The sequence below is a fragment of the Microbacterium altimontanum genome (assembly GCF_058349865.2).
The window spans coordinates 92,749-109,790 of record NZ_JBYRJB020000008.1; the positions used below are offsets into that span (position 1 = coordinate 92,749).

Annotated in this window: 16 protein-coding genes; 2 read left to right on the forward strand and 14 right to left on the reverse strand. The window is 70.0% G+C overall.

Going from position 1 to position 17,042, the window contains the following annotated elements:
- Window positions 1-14: 14 nt before the first annotated feature.
- From AC3RX1_RS14940 to AC3RX1_RS15005, 14 genes are all read right to left on the reverse strand, one after another.
- Entirely contained in the window at window positions 15-1,382 is a 1,368-nt protein-coding gene (locus AC3RX1_RS14940) for an MFS transporter (RefSeq protein WP_491502052.1), read from the reverse strand.
- 148 nt (window positions 1,383-1,530) lie between these two features.
- Window positions 1,531-2,448 (reverse strand): LysR family transcriptional regulator, encoded by a 918-nt coding sequence (locus AC3RX1_RS14945; protein WP_491502053.1) that lies wholly within the window; start codon window positions 2,446-2,448, stop codon window positions 1,531-1,533.
- An 89-nt stretch (window positions 2,449-2,537) separates the two neighbouring features.
- Window positions 2,538-3,023 carry a hypothetical protein gene (locus tag AC3RX1_RS14950; protein ID WP_491502054.1) on the reverse strand — a complete coding sequence of 162 codons (486 nt, stop codon included), beginning with the start codon at window positions 3,021-3,023 and terminating at the stop codon, window positions 2,538-2,540.
- Between the two features lie 10 nt (window positions 3,024-3,033).
- The gene (locus AC3RX1_RS14955) at window positions 3,034-4,515 is read right to left on the reverse strand and encodes an aldehyde dehydrogenase family protein (RefSeq protein ID WP_491502055.1); all 1,482 of its coding nucleotides are present in this window, start codon (window positions 4,513-4,515) and stop codon (window positions 3,034-3,036) included.
- A 3-nt stretch (window positions 4,516-4,518) separates the two neighbouring features.
- Entirely contained in the window at window positions 4,519-6,549 is a 2,031-nt protein-coding gene (locus AC3RX1_RS14960; protein ID WP_491502056.1) for a primary-amine oxidase, read from the reverse strand.
- On the reverse strand, window positions 6,549-8,108 hold the full coding sequence (locus AC3RX1_RS14965; RefSeq protein WP_491502057.1) for an APC family permease: 1,560 nt from the start codon (window positions 8,106-8,108) through the stop codon (window positions 6,549-6,551). The genes AC3RX1_RS14960 and AC3RX1_RS14965 overlap by 1 nt, the downstream gene beginning before the upstream one ends.
- A gap of 124 nt (window positions 8,109-8,232) precedes the next feature.
- Entirely contained in the window at window positions 8,233-9,414 is a 1,182-nt protein-coding gene (locus tag AC3RX1_RS14970; protein WP_491502058.1) for a M20 family metallopeptidase, read from the reverse strand.
- 6 nt (window positions 9,415-9,420) lie between these two features.
- Entirely contained in the window at window positions 9,421-10,092 is a 672-nt protein-coding gene (locus tag AC3RX1_RS14975) for a DUF1028 domain-containing protein (RefSeq protein ID WP_491502059.1), read from the reverse strand.
- Window positions 10,089-10,514: a RidA family protein gene (locus tag AC3RX1_RS14980; protein ID WP_491502060.1), complete on the reverse strand. Its 426-nt coding sequence runs from the start codon at window positions 10,512-10,514 to the stop codon at window positions 10,089-10,091. Before AC3RX1_RS14980 ends, AC3RX1_RS14975 begins: the two co-directional genes overlap by 4 nt.
- Window positions 10,514-11,884, reverse strand: a complete 1,371-nt coding sequence (locus tag AC3RX1_RS14985) for a flavin-containing monooxygenase (RefSeq protein WP_491502061.1) — start codon at window positions 11,882-11,884, stop codon at window positions 10,514-10,516. Before AC3RX1_RS14985 ends, AC3RX1_RS14980 begins: the two co-directional genes overlap by 1 nt.
- A 131-nt stretch (window positions 11,885-12,015) precedes the next feature.
- Window positions 12,016-12,636: a TetR/AcrR family transcriptional regulator gene (locus AC3RX1_RS14990; protein ID WP_491502062.1), complete on the reverse strand. Its 621-nt coding sequence runs from the start codon at window positions 12,634-12,636 to the stop codon at window positions 12,016-12,018.
- Between the two features lie 136 nt (window positions 12,637-12,772).
- Window positions 12,773-13,138, reverse strand: coding sequence for an amino acid transporter (locus AC3RX1_RS14995; protein ID WP_491502063.1), 366 nt, complete (start codon window positions 13,136-13,138; stop codon window positions 12,773-12,775).
- The gene (locus AC3RX1_RS15000; RefSeq protein WP_491502064.1) at window positions 13,135-13,809 is read right to left on the reverse strand and encodes an acyl-CoA synthetase; all 675 of its coding nucleotides are present in this window, start codon (window positions 13,807-13,809) and stop codon (window positions 13,135-13,137) included. The genes AC3RX1_RS14995 and AC3RX1_RS15000 overlap by 4 nt, the downstream gene beginning before the upstream one ends.
- Window positions 13,810-14,044: 235 nt before the next feature.
- Window positions 14,045-15,211, reverse strand: coding sequence for a trans-sulfuration enzyme family protein (locus AC3RX1_RS15005; protein ID WP_491502065.1), 1,167 nt, complete (start codon window positions 15,209-15,211; stop codon window positions 14,045-14,047).
- A 65-nt stretch (window positions 15,212-15,276) separates the two neighbouring features.
- Between AC3RX1_RS15005 and AC3RX1_RS15010 the strand changes: the two genes are divergently transcribed.
- Together AC3RX1_RS15010 and AC3RX1_RS15015 are read left to right on the forward strand one after the other, a co-directional pair.
- Complete coding sequence (locus tag AC3RX1_RS15010) at window positions 15,277-15,894, forward strand: NAD-dependent epimerase/dehydratase family protein (protein WP_491502066.1); 618 nt, start codon at window positions 15,277-15,279, stop codon at window positions 15,892-15,894.
- Between the two features lies 1 nt (window position 15,895).
- Window positions 15,896-16,918, forward strand: coding sequence for a zinc-dependent alcohol dehydrogenase family protein (locus AC3RX1_RS15015; protein WP_491502067.1), 1,023 nt, complete (start codon window positions 15,896-15,898; stop codon window positions 16,916-16,918).
- The last annotated feature ends 124 nt before the right edge of the window (window positions 16,919-17,042 follow it).

The window sequence follows — 17,042 nt, forward strand, 5'->3', positions numbered from 1 at the left end:
CCGGAACCGGCGATTCAGGCGCGTGCGCGGCGGGGCAGGCGCGGAAGGCGCACGGTCGCGGTGTTGAGGTCCTGCTCCTTGATCAGCGAGATGCCCCGGGTCTCGGGGATCGTCGCGACCGTCACCACACCGACGAGCCCCACGACCAGCAGGAACCATCCGGGCACCAGTCCGTTGCCGGTGACGTCGATGAGCCACGTCAGGAGGTACGGCGCGGTGCCGGCGAACAGCGCGGCCGTCACGGCGTAAGCGATCGACAGGCCGGTCTGGCGTGTCCGCGTCGGGAAGAGCTCGACGACCGTGACCGCGTGGGTGCCCAGCACCAGGGCGAGCAGGAACGCGAGGCCGAACGTCGAGAGGAACACCGCCCAGTCGGATCCCACCTGCATGAGCAGGAACAGGGGAACCGACAGCACCGTCTGGGCGATCGCGGCGAACATCAGCACCGGCTTGCGTCCGACACGGTCGGACAGGATGCCCGCCAACGGCACCACGATGAGTCCCAGGGCCGAGGCGAGCGTCGACAGCAGCGCGGCGCGGCCCGCGTCGAAGCCGATCGTCTCCTCCTGATAAGTGAGCAGGTAGACCAGCACGACGTAGAACGTGACGTTCATGAAGATCTCGATGCCGCACGTCTGGAAGAACTCGCGCCTGTTGCGCTGGAAGACCTCCTTGACGGGAGCGTGTGACACCGCCTGCAGCTCCTTGAGCTGCTCGAAATCGGGCGTGTCCTCGATCTTCAGCCGGATGTAGAGGCCGATGACGCCGAGCAGGGCGGTGAACAGGAACGGGATGCGCCAGGCCCACGCGACGATGACGTCGTTCGGGAACGCGGCATTCAGCAGGAAGACCGCGAACGAGGCGAGCAGGAAGCCCATGAGGCTTCCGAACTCGAGCCAGCTGCAGCCGAAGCCACGGCGCTTGCGGGGCGAGAACTCGCCGAGGAAGGCCGCGGCGCTGCCGAATTCGCCGCCGGCAGCGAGGCCCTGCACGATGCGCGTCACGATCAGGAGGATCGGGGCGAAGATGCCGATCGTCCCATACCCGGGCAGCAGGCCGAGCGCCAGCGTCGCGACGGCCATCGCGATGATCACGATCGAAAGGGTCGTCTTTCGACCGAGGCGGTCGCCCAGCCGGCCGAAGATGATCGCGCCGAGGGGCCGCACGAAGAACGACACGGCGAACACGGCGAACGCCGCCAGCAGACCGGCCGTCGCGCTCGACTCGGGGAAGAACACGACGGCGATCGTTCCGGCCATGTACGCGTACACGGCCCAGTCGAACCAGTGCACGAGCACCCCGATCGACCCCGCCACAACGCTCTTGCGCAGGCTCTTGGGGTCGACGAAGTCGCTCATCTCAGTTCCGGCAGGTGTCGACATCGACTGATCCTCTCCACATCGAGAAGCCGTGCTGTGCACGTTTTCGGGATGCGACAAGTCTGACCGTGCGGTTCCCATCAGGGAAACAGATAAAAGCGGCATCCCTCTTCGACTGAATCGATAGCCGCCGGGAGGCCCGCGCTTCCGCCTACCGGCCCGTGCCCAGCGATGCCTCGCACTGATCCATGAAGGCCTGTGCGCGACGAGTCGGAGTTCCCCCGCCGAGTCTCACGCCCACGACGGAGAGGCCATGCCACTCGCCGGCGAGCGGCCGAGCGACGAGCCGCCGGTTCTCGTAGCTCACATCGATGTCGGTGTGCTGGTTGAGGATGGAGTATCCGAGCCCCCGAGCGACGAGGGCGCGCACGAGCTCGTACTCGGTGGTCCGGAACCGCACCGTGGGCGTCAGCCCGTGCAGCGTGAACAGCGAGGTGAAGTACTCCCCGCCGGGCGGCAGGTCGAACAGGATGAGCGGCTCCTCCGCGAGCCGCTCGATGGGGATCGCGTCGAGCGCCGTGAGCGGGCTGTCGGCGGAGAGCAGGACATAGGGCGGGATGCTCTGCAGCTGGATCTTCTCGATGTCACCGGACAGCAGCCCCGACGCGAATTCGTAGTCGTACAGCAGCGCGACGTCACACGTGCCGTCGCGCAGGCGGCTGTGCAGCTGCGCGTGTGAGCCGACGACGAAGTTCAGGTCGACATCGGGATGCGCCGTCAGATACGCGTCGAGCACGGGCGGCAGGAGGTGAGGCGCGAGCGTCGTGTAGCAGCCGACGGTGAGCTGGCCCGAGAGCGCCTCGTTGTGCTCTTCGGCGCTGCGCTCGAGTTCGTCGGCCTGGTCGAGCAGCCGGCGCGCGTCGCGCAGGATCGTCTGACCGACGGTCGTGAGCGTCAGGCCACGGGCGTGCCGGATGAACAGCTGCACGCCGAGGCCCTCCTCCAGCTCGGCGAGCGCCGTCGACACCGCCGATTGCGACAGGAAGACACGCGCGGCCGCCGCGGTGACGCTGCCGGTCTCCGCCGCGGCGACGAAGTACTCCAGCTGTCGGAGGGTGACGCGCGCCATGCGCCCCACTTTAGACGCGGCACCGGATCCGTCGACCGCGCTCCCGTCGGCATTGCGACGCGGCGCCACCGGGCGCCGAGAGACCGTTGTCACAGTGTGTGCAGCAGCGTCATGGTCGCCATCCCGACGATCATCCCGGCCGCGGCGACGAGACCCACGTCGGGGCGGCTTCCGTCGGGCCGCGCGGCGAGCCGGAACCCCGTCCATCCGGCGACGGTGAGCACCGCGAGGATCGTGGCTGTGCCGATGACACCGCCGGAGTGCGCGTGCCCGCTCACGGCGTCGCCGCACAGCGTCGCCGCGACCGAGAGCACCGCCATGGCGAGGGCGTCCAGCACGACCGGCAGGCCACGCGGATCGCGCCGGGAACGCGGCGCGTGCGCCACCGCGAGGGCGAACAGCGCAACCGCCGCGCCGGCGTGCACCACGGTGTCCCCGCCGACGAGACATGGCACCATGGCGGCGATCATGACGGCATGCCGCAGCATCCCCACAGCGCGCTGCAGCCCGACACGCGACGCGCGACCTGTACGCCGACGACGCGGAATGAGGTCCGCTGCTGCCAGAGCGACCATGAGGTGAGCCTCAGCCGAACTGGATCCAGGTCGTCTTCAGCGCTGAGTACGCGTCGAACGCGTGCACCGACAGATCGCGTCCGAATCCCGACTGCTTGAAGCCGCCGAACGGCGTCGTGAGCCCCAGCGCGTCGACGGTGTTCACCGACACGGTGCCGGCCACCAGCCGCGACGACGCCCGATGCGCGCGGGCGAGGGACCCCGTCCAGACGGACGCGGCGAGCCCGTAGTCGGTCGCGTTCGCCTTCCGGATGGCCTCGTCTTCATCGTCGAACGTCTCCACGGTGAGCAGCGGTCCGAACACCTCGGTGTGCAGCAGCGCATGGCCATCGGGCAGTGACGTCGCGATCGTCGGTGCGATGAACGCATCCGACCCGCCGAAGGTCAGCCGTTCACCGCCGGCGACGATCTCGCCGTCGGCCCGCGCCGACTCGACGGCCGCCCACACCTCGTCGGCGTGGGTACGGCTCACAAGGGCGCCCGATCCGCTCGCCTCGTCGAGCGGATCACCCGGCCGGTACGCCTCGCTGTGACGGGCGACGAGCGCGACGAATTCGTCTCGAATGGATCGCTCCACCAGCAGCCGGCTGTTCGCCGAGCATACCTCGCCCTGGTTGTAGAAGGCGCCCCGTGCCGCCGTCTCGGCCGCCGCGTCGAGGTCGTCGCAGTCGGCGAACACGATGTTCGCGCTCTTGCCGCCCGCCTCCAGGCTCAGTCGCTTCATGTTCGAGCGCCCCGAGTACTGCAGCAGCGTCTTGGCGACGGCCGTCGAACCGGTGAAGGTGAGGGCGTCGATGTCGGGATGCATCCCGAGGGCCTCGCCGGCGGTGCCGCCCGGACCGGGGACGACGTTGAGCACGCCCGGCGGCAAGCCGGCCTCGAGTGCGAGTTCGGCCAGGCGCAGCGCCGACAACGGCGACACGGTGGCCGGCTTGTGCACGACGCTGTTGCCGAGCGCCAGCGCGGGAGCGAGCTTCCAGGCGGCGATCTCCAGCGGATAGTTCCACGGCGTGATCGCGGCGACCACGCCGAGGGCCTCGCGCGTGACGAGGGCGGTCGACCCCGGCGGTGTCGCGGGGATCTCGTCGAGCAGCTTGTCGACGGCCTCGGCGTACCAGCGGAACGTCGCGGCGGTCCCCGGAACGTCCTCGCCCCGCGCCTCGCGGACCGGCTTGCCCATGTCGAGGCTGTCGAGCAGCGCGAGCTCGTCGGCATGTTCGTCGACGAGGTCGGCCAGGTGGAGCAGCACCTGCTTGCGCTCGGCAGCGCCGCGGCGCGACCACCGGCCGTCCTCGTACGCGGTGCGCGCGGCGGTCACGGCGCGGTCGATGTCCGACGCCCCGAGGGCCGCGACGCGCGCGTGCACCTTACCGGTCGCGGGGTTGACATCATCGGTCGTCGCACCGTCTGCGGCATCCAGCCGCTGTCCGTCGACGACGGCACGTCCGTCGTAGTCGAGCGCGGCGGCGCGCTCGTGCCACGTCCCCGTCATGGTTCAGCGCCCTCCGTGATCGTGGACGGCGTGCTCGTGACCGGCATCGTCGTGCGCCGAGTGACCCGCCTTCTCACCGTGGGACGCGTGATCGTGGCCGACGTGCGAAGCGCAGTGCGCCGACTCCGGCCTCGGCAGGTCGAGCGCGGGGTTCTCGTCGAAGAAGCCGTACGGCTTGAGCACGAACCCGAGCCGGTCGACGGGCATGATCGGCCAGTCCTCCGGGCGCGGGAAGTGCGTCATGCCGAACGAATGCCACACGACGATGTCGTCACCGTCGATCGGGCGGTCCTGCGCCACCCACTCGGCGATGCCGCCATGACCGGGGTTCTGGTTCACGTACTCGCCCGACGGGAACCGCTCGTCCTCGTCGTACCGGGTCACCCAGAGGTTCTTCGTCGCGAAGGCCGCACGCTTCGCGATCGACGAGCCGGGATCGGCCATGAGCGTCGGCTGACCGCTCGGCCGCAGCTCGTACCCGACGCTCTGCCCGTGCCGGTTCTTCCGCTCCGGGTTCACGATGTGCCACGCGCGGCCCGCCGTGTTGTCGGCCAGGCGCGCGCCGTCGCTCTCGCGGCGCAGGCGCGTGACCGACTTCGTGAAGCCGTTGCCCCAGGGGTTGCCGGGTCCCATCGGAACCCGGACCGCCTCGATCTCGTCGACGGCGTTCACGTCGCCGTCGATCTGCATGTCGAGCCGCGCGCAGAACATGTGCTGATGGAACGGCATCCCGAGCCCCTCGTCGCCGAGCGGCGTCGACCACGTCGCGCGCTGCGCCTGGTCGGCGTACGCGGCGGTGTACACCACGCCCGTCGCCTTGCACTCGAGCTCGATCGTCCCGTCGAGGTACAGGTACCAGTAGAAGCCGTAGTCGTAGTTGCCGACCGTGATGAAGAACGAGATCACCAGGCGACGGTTGCGCCGCACATCGGCGGAGAACGTGAACTCGTCCGTGTGCTTGTAGAGGATGCCGGCGTCCTCCTCGTGCAGGCAGATCGCGTTGCGGATCGTGCGGGGATGCCCCTGGTCGTCGGCGAGCACCGCGTCGAAGTAGGTGATGTCGCCGAGGCAGTCGCAGCCGAGCTCGAGCGAGTTCGCGTTCTTGCCCATGGAGTACTCGCCCGCGTCGAAGTAGTTCTGCCAGAACCGCACCGGGCTGGGGTCGCCGTACGGCACGACCATCTCGGGCACCGACGCGCGGTACACGATGGGCCGGCGTATTCCCTTGTCCTCGAAGCTGAGCTGGTGCAGCACGAGACCCTCCACCGGGTCGAAGCCAAGGCGCACCTGCCACTTCTCCCACGTCACGACGTCGTCCTCGACCGTGAAGCTCGGCCCCTCGGGCTGGGTGATCTCGATCGGCTTCTGCGTCGTGCGCGGCTGCGGCATCCACTCGTCGCGGTGGAAGTCGAACCGCTCCTGCGGCACCGGCACGATGTCGGTGTCGATGAGCTCCACGACCTCACCGGTGTTCATGTCGAGGTAGGCGACGAGCCCCTCGACCGGGTGCGCCCACGCGTTGTCGCTCGGGTCGTGCTGGATGAACGTCGACCCGCGCACGAGCCGGCGACCCTCCTCTCCGGGGATGTCGAAGCATCCCGCCGACAGCGCACACACCCGCGCGGTCGACACATCCGTGACCCCGCGGCGGGCGAGCGCCTCGCGCCAGCCCGCGTCGGCACGGATCATCTGCTCGGCCTGCTCGTACTCCGTGAGCGTGATCGGCGGCTGGCCCTCGGAACGGATGTCGATGACCCGCGCAGAGACGACGAGGGCGTCGGTGAGCGAGGTGACGACCTCGGTCACCTCCTGCGTGCGGCGCTCGAGGAGCAGCGACCGTACCCGGCGGTCGAGTCCGGTCTCGCCGGCGAGCACGGCCTTCTTGCCGTGCTCCACGAGGGTCACCAGCGTGAAGAGCGTGTCGTCGGTGACGTAGCCGGCATTGACCACGATCACGCGGTTCGCCTCGATCTCGTCGGCGGTGAGCCGGGCGAGGGGGTGGATGCCGGTGGTCAGGGTCTCGGCGATGGTCACTACTGCTCTCCTTCCAATGCGACGGGTGCGGGCAGGACCGCGACCCCCGTCGTCTCGTCTTCGATCGTCGTCAGCGTCGTCGTGTCAGGCAGGGGCCGCTCGGCGCGGATGCGAGCGCCGCGGACGTATCCCACGAGGGCGAGCGCGATGAGCACGACGAGCGTGCCGATCGTGAGCGCCTCGAACGCGCCCTGCTCGACGCCCCACACCTCGAAGAAGTCGTAGTCCACGCCGAACAGCGCCTCGAGCGTGCCCGGGAACACCGTGGTCCACGACCCCAGGAGCACCCAGAGGAACGCGACCACTCCGAGAGACGCGAACACCGCGTTCGTGCCGGGCACGCGGTAGGGGCGCTCGACGTGCTGGTAGGCGAACCGCAGCTTGATCGCCGCGGGGATGATCAGCAGGTAGCTGAGCAGGAACGTGGAGATCGAGATCGACAGCACGACGCCGAACAGGGCAGCCGACGTCCCGGTCAGCTGCATCGCGGCGATGAGGAACAGCGTCGCCACCGTGCCGGAGAGCAGGTTGACGTGCACCGGCGTGCCGAGGTTCTTGTGGAACTTGCCGAAGAACCCGCCGAAGAACGCGCCGTCGGCCGCCGTCAGCGCCTGCATGCGGTCGCTGATGATCATCCAGGCGGCGCCCTGTGACGCGAGGATGATGACGAACATGAGGGCGGCGACGAACACCATCGGGCCGGCGAGCGGGCCGTACACGCTGAAGACCTCCTGCACCGCGTCCATCAGGCCGCCGATGCCGGTGATCGTCTTCGTCGGCAGCACGAGGAGCATCGCGAGGATGGGCAGCAGGTAGCACGCGGCCGACACGGCGCCGGACCGGGCGATCGAGACCGGGATGTCGTGCTTCGGGTTCTTCATCTCACCCGAGGCGCTGTTGGCCGACTCGAAGCCGAGGTAGGCGAACAGCAGCAGCGGCACGAGGCCGAGGAAGCCGGACAGGGTGGGGCTGAACGAGCCGACGTCGATCGGCTCGATCCCGTGCTGCAGCGCGTACACGACCGTCGTGACGAGGAAGAACGCGAGGAACACGAGCTTGAGGATCGCGCCGAGGCTCGGGATCCACTTCGCCTTGGCGAGCGACAGGATCGCCGCGACCACCGTGATCCAGATGAACACGATCTTGAAGACCCAGTCGGCGACCGAGCCCGACGGCAGCGGCGAGATGAACTGGTCCCATGTCGCCGCGGCGAGGAACGCCATCGAGCCGCCGACCCACACCGGCTGGGTGATCCAGCTGAGGATCGACGCAAGTGCACCGGCGGGGCGTCCGAACGCCCGCCGCACCCAGAGGTACGCGCCGCCCTCGCCGATGAACGTGCTGCCGGTCTCGGCGAAGATCATCGCGTACGGGATCAGGAAGAACACCGCGAGGACGAGCGTCCAGGTGAACGTCTCGGATCCGAACGACGCGGTCTGCGCGAGCACCTCGATGCTGAGCACCGCCGACATGACCAGGAAGATGATGTCGAATCTCCCCAGCGACTTCTTCAGATGACTGGTCTGCGTCTGTGCGAAGACCGTCGAGTGGTCATCCACCAGTCCCCACCTCCTTGTGGTCTCCGGGTCTCCCGGAATTCTTTGTGGCGTGTCGTAAAGAATTGCACCTTCCACCGCCACATGGAAGGGACATCGGCAGTTCGGGATATGACTTTCGTCGAGATCAGCGATCGGTTCCGGTGAACCGTTCAGCGCCCGCCGCGCCGGCCGCCTCGTCGAGGGCCGTCCAGGCGAGTGCCGTCGCCCCGTCCATGAGGGTCTGCTCGGCCGCCTCGCCCACGCAGTGATCGGCGAATTCGCGCTGGTGGTTCGACACCGGATACGACCCCACACCGATGTACGGATGGATGGCCCGCACATGCTGCGAGACGTTGCCCATGTCGGTGGATGCCGTGGCCATCGTGGTGGCCGGCCCTTCCGTCTCGAACACCCGGCCGAGCGCCTCCGCGTTCGCGACGTAACGCGCGAGCGCGCGCTCGTCGGTGCGGAACTCGGCGTACGGTTTGCTCTCCGGGGTGATCTCGAGCTCGCAGCCGGTCGCGAGCGCACCCGCCTGGAAGCACGCCTCGACGCGCGGGATGAGCTCTTCCAGCTGCGCGAGCGTCTCGGCGCGGACGTACCAGCGCCCTTCGCTGTGGCCGGGGATCGCGTTCGGCGCCTCCCCGGCGTGGGTGACGACGCCGTGCACGCGCACGGTGCCCGGAAGCTGCTGGCGCAGCAGGCCGATCGCGACCTGCGCGATCGTGAACGCGTCGGCCGCGTTGACCGCCTGCGTCGGGTAGGCGGCGGCATGCGCCGTGCGGCCGCGGTATTCGACGTGCCAGTGCGCGACGGCGAACGGCCGCGCCTGGGCGACGTCGACGGGCGCAGGATGCGCCATCAGGGCGAGGTCCAGCCCGGCGAACGCGCCGCGGTCGAGCAGCTCGATCTTCCCCCCGCCGCCCTCTTCGGCGGGGGTGCCGTACACCTCGACCGTCAATCCCGCCTCGTCTGCGACACGTGCGAGCCCGAGGGCCGCGCCGGTGCTCATCGCCGCGATGAGGTTGTGGCCACACGCGTGTCCGAGCCCGGGGAGAGCGTCGTACTCCGCCATGAGGCCGACGCGGAAGGGGCCGTCGCCCGCCACGGCGCGGAACGCTGTCGGCAGGCCGAGGTATCCGCTCTCGACGGTGAACCCGGCGTCCCGCAGCAGATCCTCGATCGCTCGCGCCGACCGCTCCTCGTGCCAGGCGGTCTCGGGGTCGTCGTGCAGCTGCTCGGAGAGCGCCACGAGCGGGGTCTTGTTCTGCCGGATGACCGCCTGTGCGGCATCCTTCACTGTCGTGGCCGTCGTCGTCTCCGTCATCTGCCCTCACTCATCGCCGGGCACGCCGTAGGCAGGCGCCGTCTCGGGGTGGATGCCGCGGGTGACGTACGCGTCGCGCTGCGGCAGCCAGAGCTCGACGAGCTCGCGCAGCCGGCCGATGGGGTCCTCGTCGGCCCAGTCGATGCGCAGGTCGGTCTCGTTCCATCCCGACTCGCGGGTGACGGCGAGTCCACACGAGTGCACGTCGCCTTCCTCGCCTCCGGCAGCCAGGCCCGCCTCCAGCGCGGCGAGCAGTCGCCGTTCGAGGTCGCCCCCTGTCTTTGCGAACGCCGCGATCATCGCCTGCGGAACGCCGGTGTCGGCGAGGAGATTCCCCGCGGCGACAGCGCCGTCTCCGACTGCCGTCGCGTGACGGCCCAGCGTGCGTGCACCGGAGTGCACGGCGGCGCAGCCGGCGGCATCCACGACCGCGACCTGGCGGTACGGCGCGGTGGCATCCGTCGCCACGAGGTGCTCGAGTGCTTCCTCGGCCTCTTGACCGGCGGCGCACGCGTCGAGCAGAACGGCGCCGTAGCGCGGGTCGGTGATGTTCTGCGACGCGACGGCGCCCACCCCCGAGCGCAGGTGGATGCAGCGCGCGGCCACCGCGGGCGACGAGGATGAGACCGCCATGCCGAGGGCGCCCGTCGCGTCGCGGGCGACGATCGAGAACGTCACGAGGCGTCGCCTTCGCTGATCACCGCGGTCGCGTCGATCTCGACGAGCCATTCCGGGCGCGCGAGGGCGGAGACGACGATGCCGGTCGAGACCGGGTAGACGCCCTTGAGCCAACGCCCCATGATGCGGTACACCTCTTCGCGGTGCCGCACATCGACGAGGTAGACCACGACCTTGACGATGTCGTCGAGGCTGCTGCCCGCCTCTTCGAGCAGCATCTTGATGTTCGCCATGGCCTTCTCGGTCTGCGCGCCGACGTCGCCGATGCCGACGCTCTCGCGCGTGTCGAGGTCCTGGCCGATCTGGCCGCGCAGATAGACGACGCCGCCCGCGACGACCGCCTGGCACAGGTCGTTGTCGAGGTTCTGCTCGGGGTATGTCTGCTTCGTGTTGAACGGACGGATGCGGGTGTGCGTGGGCATCAGGCGGCTCCTGCCGACAGGACCGCGGCGCCCTCGCCGTGCGCGCGGTCGGTTTCGTGTGGCTGTGCGCTCGCGGCGGCGTCGGGCGCGGTGTAGGCGAGGTAGCCCTGCTGGATCTGGATCTGGTCGGCGAGGTACTTCGCATCGTGCCACACGCCCCAGATGAAGCTCGATCCGCGGCGGGACTGCCACGGGAGCCCGAGGAAGTAGATGCCGGGCACGCGTGCGACGCCGCGATTGTGCAGCGGCCGGCCCGCCTCGTCGAACGTGTCGACGTGCATCCAGCTGTAGTCGGCGCGGAAGCCCGTCGCCCAGATGATCGTGGTCACGCCGGCCTCGGCGAGGCCGAGCTCACGCAGCGGGTCCGCCAGGCACGGCGGATCGGGGATGATCTCGCGCGCCTCCGGCTCCTCGGGCAGGTCGAGTCCGTTGCGCTCGATGAACTCGTCGGCGGCGTCGAGGAGCGAGAGGTAGTTCTCGTCGCCGAGCGCGACGTTGCGGCGCAGATCGTCGCCGAAGCGCATCGTCCCGCCCTCGTACGCGTTCGTGCGGCCGACGAGTGTGATGCCCTCGACCGCGAGCCGGCGGAAGTCCACGGTGTGCCCGCCGTCGGCGCCGCTCACCGCGATCGTGACGTGCTCGGCGCCCTGCGGGGGCGTCGCCATCTCCCAGAGGCCGAGGACGCCCAACCACCACACGAAGTCGCGGCCGCGGTATGCGCGCGGCGGTCGGTCGTGCGGCCCGACCGAGAGGTACACGTCGCGGCCTGCGCGCTGCAGCTCGGCGGCGATCTGCACGCCCGAGGAGCCTGCCCCCACGACGAGGACGCCGCCCGGGGCGAGCTGTTCGGGCCGGAAGTAGGCGCTGGAGTGCAGCTGCGCGATGCCGCTGCCTTCGGGCACGATCGACGGGATCGCCGGAAGCTGGAACGGTCCCGTGGCCGCCACGACGTAGCGGGCGTCGATGGTGCCGTCGCTCGTCTCGACGCGGTAGCCCGCACGCCCCTCCTGCTTGCGGACGGCGGTCACCTCGACGCCGCAGCGGATCGGGGCCGCGATGTGCTCGGCGTAATCGACGAAGTAGTCGGCGACCTGGTCCTTCGTGGCGAAGCCGTCGGGAGCGACGTCCGAGAACTCCAGCCCGGGGAAGCGGTCGTGCCATGCCGGCCCGTTGGCGACGAGCGAGTCCCACCGCATCGACCGCCACCGCTCGGCGATGCGGCCGCGCTCGAGCACGATGTGGCGGATGCCGCGGGCACTCAGGTGCTCGCTCATCGCGACGCCCGCCTGGCCGGCGCCGATGACGACGACATCCGTCTGCTCGATCGCCTCGTCGGTGCGGGGGTGGTGGTCCGTGTCGGTGTACGACATGGTGCTCCTCTTCTCGTGGGCCGGCCTTCCGCACAGCTTCGTGCTGGGCCCTCGTTGAGGTCACGCTATTGCGATGGACGCCAAAGATAAATCAGAAAGAGCAGGAGGAGGGTATCGATCAGGTCGATGGCTTACCGGGCCGGGACGCGAACGGCGGCGAGGTCGCACCCCGTGAGGACTCCGGCGTTGGCCAGGATGAGATCGCGGATGTCGCCGCGGCCCAGATGCGACCCGCCGAGCAGGTGCAGGCCGTAGGCGTCCTCGAGCGCGACGAGGTTGCGGGCGACGGTCAGCGTCGAGGCCTTCAGGTCGAACGCGCCGGCGGCGACGCCCTTCTCGAGCACGTCGACGTAGAGCGAGACCTCGCGGTCGAACAGTTCGGCCATGAGCTGCGCGTGGAACGGATCGCGATACGCGTGGACGTGCAGTTCGTTGAGCACCTGGAAGTCCGTGTCGTGCGCCGACTCGGGCACGCCGCTGCGGATCGTGCGTCGAAGGGTGATGCGCGGGTCCTCGTCGCGCTCGGTCTCGCGCTTGCGCCCCCAGTAGAACCGATCGAGCGCGTGCTGATGCACCTCGCGGATGAGGTCCTCGAGGTCGGGGTAGTAGTACGCCACCGCGCCCGCGGTCAGTTCGCTGTGCGCCGCGACGTCCTTGAGACGCAGCCCGGTCAGGCCGCGCTCGGCGATGGCCCGCTTCGCGGCCTCGACGATCTCGGCACGTCGGGCACCCTGATTCTTGACCCTCGCCACCACGCCATTATCCGGCGAAGGGGCCGGCACTTCGACTCGTCGCTGCGCTCCTCGCTCAGTGACCTGACGGAAGGCTCAGGTCAGCGAGCGCGCGAAGCGCAGGTCCCTGAGCGAGCGCAGCGAGTCGAAGGGCCGGTCAGCGGCCCGAACGGGGGCTCTCCCCGTCGGCCGGCTTGGCCGAGGCATCCTTCGCCGCCTTCTCCGCGGCGACGGCCTCGTCGCGGGCGAGCAGCACCGGCTTGTCGACGGCGTGCGTCACCTGGTCGGGCTGCACGGCAAGCAACAGCAGCGCGATCACGACGATCGTCACGATGAATGTGATGCCGGCGACGATCGAGCCGACCAGCAGCGCGTGCTGCGACTCCCCCGGGAAGCGCGACTGGAAGAAACCCATCGAGATCAGGGTCACGACGCCGGCGAACAGGGCGGCGATCAGCGCCAGGCCGAGCAGCTGCGCGGGCTTCATCAGATCGCGGCGGGTGGTGGGGCGCTTCTCGCTCATGCGGCACCTCCGGAGTGCTCGTCGGATGCGGCGGCGTCGGCCGCGAGTTCGGTGTCGGCCCGCGGCGAGAATCCCGCGATACCGAGGTAGACGGCGAGGATCGCGGCGTAGAAGCCGAAGATCCCGACGCCGATGGTGATGCCCGTCAGCGTGAACGTGCGATGCGCCTCTTCCACATGGTAGTTGAGCGCGTACCCGGCCGGCACGAACAGCAGCGCGATCGCGAAGACGACCCCGAGGGCGCCGATCACGATGCCGTCGCGGGCGTCGGCACGGGCCTGGGTGGTGCTACCCGCTGCCGCCCGTCGCGCGAGGAGCCCGGCGACTCCCTCGGCGATGCCGGATGCGAGCGCCCACACGATCAGCAGCACGAAGAACAGGGTGTCGGTGCGGATCGTCGCAACGCCGGCGACCATGCCCGCCACCACGTCGACGATCGCGAGCAGCACCGCGAGCCCGCGGCCGCGCGAGCCCGCCGGAAAGACGAGCCACACCGACGCGAACAGGACGAAGGCCGAGGTGATCGCGAATCCGCTGAACACCGACAGACCGAGCACCGCGGAGTGATCCGGCGAGAACGTGATCATCGCGGCCGCGATCGCCGCGACGACGGCGCGCGCGATCTGCAGGTGACGCACCTGGAGCGGGCGCGCGACGGTGGCAGGCGACACGGACGGAATCCTCGGCAGACGGGGCGCGCAGAACGCGCGACGGATGCGTCCAGTCTAGTTCCCGCGCCTGAGTGTGGCCCCGCCCGGGCGGCTGCCCCTGCGCTCGTGCAACAACTCAGGCTGGCAGCCGGCCGGTGCAGAGGCAGCCCGCGTGATTCCGTGTGGGCTCCCGGCGGCGCGGCGCGCCCAGCCTGAGTTGTTGCCGCTCGGGCACGCGAGCGCCGGCAGGCTCCGGTCAGTCGAGGGCCTGGGCGAGGTCGGCGATGAGGTCGTCGACGCTCTCGAGGCCGACCGAGATGCGCACGACATCCGCCCCCGGCCTCGCTTCGGGCGCCACAGGCCGATGCGTGAGCGCGGCGGGCAGCTGGATGAGCGAGTCCACGCCGCCGAGCGAGACGGCGTGCGTGAACAGCCGCACCCGGGAGGTGAGCGCGTCGGCGGCCGCGTATCCGCCGTGCAGCGACACCGCGATCATGGCGCCGGTGCCGTGCATCTGCCGCGCGACGATCCCGCGCGGATCGCCGTCGAGACCCGGGTAGTGCACGGTCTTCACGGCAGGGTGCGTCTGCAGCCACTCCGCGATGCGGCGGGCCGACTCCTGCTGGGCCCGCATCCGCAGCGGCAGCGTCTGCAGTCCGCGGTGCAGCAGGTACGCGGCGAGCGGATGCAGCAGCGCGCCGGTGATCGCGCGCACGCTGCGCAGTCGCACCGCGGTCCCCTCGTCGCACGCGATCACGCCGGCGATCACGTCGCCGTGCCCGCCGATGTACTTCGTGGCGCTGTGCAGCGACATGCGCGCGCCGAGCGCGAGAGGGTTCTGCAGCACCGGGGTGGCGAACGTGTTGTCGACGACGACCGGCACGGATCCGGCCTGCGCGACCACCGCGGCGATGTCGACGAGGTCGAGCGTCGGGTTGGCCGGGCTCTCGATCACGACGAGCGCCGTGTCATCCCGGATGCTGTCGGCCACCGCATCCTCGGCGCAGTACGTGGTCTCGGTGCCGAGCAGGTTCGATTCGAGCAGGTGGTCGGTGCCGCCGTACAGGGGACGCACCGCGACGATGTGGCGCTTTCCCGTCGTGCCCGTGTGGGCGATGATCATCGCCGTGGTCGCCGCCATCCCGGACGCGAACGCGACGGCCGCCTCGGCGCCCTCGAGATCGGCGAGCGCCTCCTCGAACCGGGCGACGGTCGGATTCCACAGGCGCGCGTACACCATGCCGCCTGCCTCGAGCGGATGGCCGCCGGTGGCCATCGACTCGTAGGAATCCCCGCCGCGCTCGATGTCGGGCAGGGGATTCGTCGTGGAGAGGTCGATCGGAAGGGCGTGCACTCCGAGGGCGGCGAGGTCGTCGCGGCCGGCATGGACGGCACGGGTGTCGAAATCGAGATCATGTCCCATGGGCACCACACTATGGCGTCGGATGCGGCGGCCCGCCGAGCGGCGGGTCGTCCTACGATCGGAGCATGCGCGTGTTCCTGGCCGGGGCATCCGGCGTGATCGGCAGTCGCCTCATCCCCCTGCTCCGCGTGGGCGGCCACACAGTGGCCGGCTTGACCCGCACTCAGGCGAAGGCGGCCTGGCTCGCCGAGCTCGGTGCCGAGCCGGTCGTGTGCGACGTGTACGACAGCGCCGGCCTCACCGATGCGATGGTCGCGTTCGAGCCGAACCTCGTCATCCACGAGCTCACCGACCTGCCCGACGATCCGGGCAAGATCGCGGAGTTCCGCGAGCGTCACGCCCGCATCCGCACCGAGGGCACGCACAACCTCATCGCGGCGGCGCGCGCCGCATCGGCCGCCCGGTTCCTCGCGCAGAGCGTCGCGTGGCCGATGGCGCCGGGCCCCGCGCAGGAGGCCACCGCCGAGCTGGAGCGCGCGACGCTCGCGTTCGGCGGGGTGGTGCTGCGCTACGGCCAGTTCTACGGCGAGGGCACGTTCCATCCCGGTGCCCTCCCGGAGGGGCCGCGTGTGCAGATCGACCGGGCCGCGGAGGCGACCGTCGCCGCGCTGCACGAGGACACCGGCATCCTCGAGATCACCGACGAAGGAACCCGCCGCGTCGCGGGCGGACAGGAGGACTGACATGTACGGAGCGGTGATCCACGCGCCGGGCGACGTGCGGTACGAACAGCGCGACGATCCGCGCATCGAGCAGGCGACGGATGCCGTCATCCGGCTGACCGCCACGTGTGTCTGCGGATCCGACCTGTGGTCGTACCGCGGCGCGAATCCGGTGCGCCGCCCGACGCCGATGGGCCACGAATACGTCGGCGTCGTCGAAGAGGTCGGCGCAGATGTGCGAACCGTGAAGCCCGGTGACACGGTCGTCGGATCCTTCATGGCATCCGACGGCACGTGTGAGATCTGCCGCGCCGGCTATCCGTCTCGCTGCGTGAACGTCGTGCCGATGGGGCGTCTGGGCGCCCAGGCCGAGCTGCTGCGCGTGCCCTGGGCCGACGGCACCCTGGTGGCGACGGATGGCGAGCCCGACGCCGATCTCGTCCCCTCGCTGCTCGCCGCATCCGACGTGCTGGGCACCGGCTGGTTCGGCGCCGAGGCGGCGGAGGCGGGCCCGGGCAAGACCGTCGTGGTCGTGGGCGACGGCGCGGTGGGACTGCTCGGTGTGCTGGCGGCGCGGGAGCGCGGAGCGGAGCGGATCATCGCGATGAGCCGGCACGCCGACCGGCAGGCGCTCGCCCGCGAGTTCGGGGCGACCGACGTCGTGGAGGAGCGCGGCGACGAGGGCATCGCCCGCATCAAGGACCTGACCGACGGTCTCGGCGCGCACTCGACGATCGAGGCGGTGGGTACGCAGGAGTCGATGCTGCAGGCGATCCGCTCGACCCGGGCGGGCGGACACGTCGGCTTCGTCGGCGTCTCGCACGACGTATCACTGCCCGGCGACCTGCTCTTCTACGCCGAAGTGCACCTGTTCGGCGGTCCGGCGCCCGTGCGCCGCTACCTTCCCGACCTCATCGGGCGGATCGAGCGGCGCGAGATCGACCCCGGCCGCGTGTTCGACCTCACCCTTCCGCTGTCGGAGGTGGCCGAGGGCTACCGCGCGATGGACGAGCGCCGCGCGATCAAGACCCTGCTCCAGCCGTAGCAGCCGCCCTCGATTCAGGCGATGACACGGATTCAGGCGATTTCCCCGAGAATTCGCCTGATCTCGTCACGTCGCCTGATCTCGTGACGGCGCACAACGGAAGCGGCACCACATCGCCTGATCT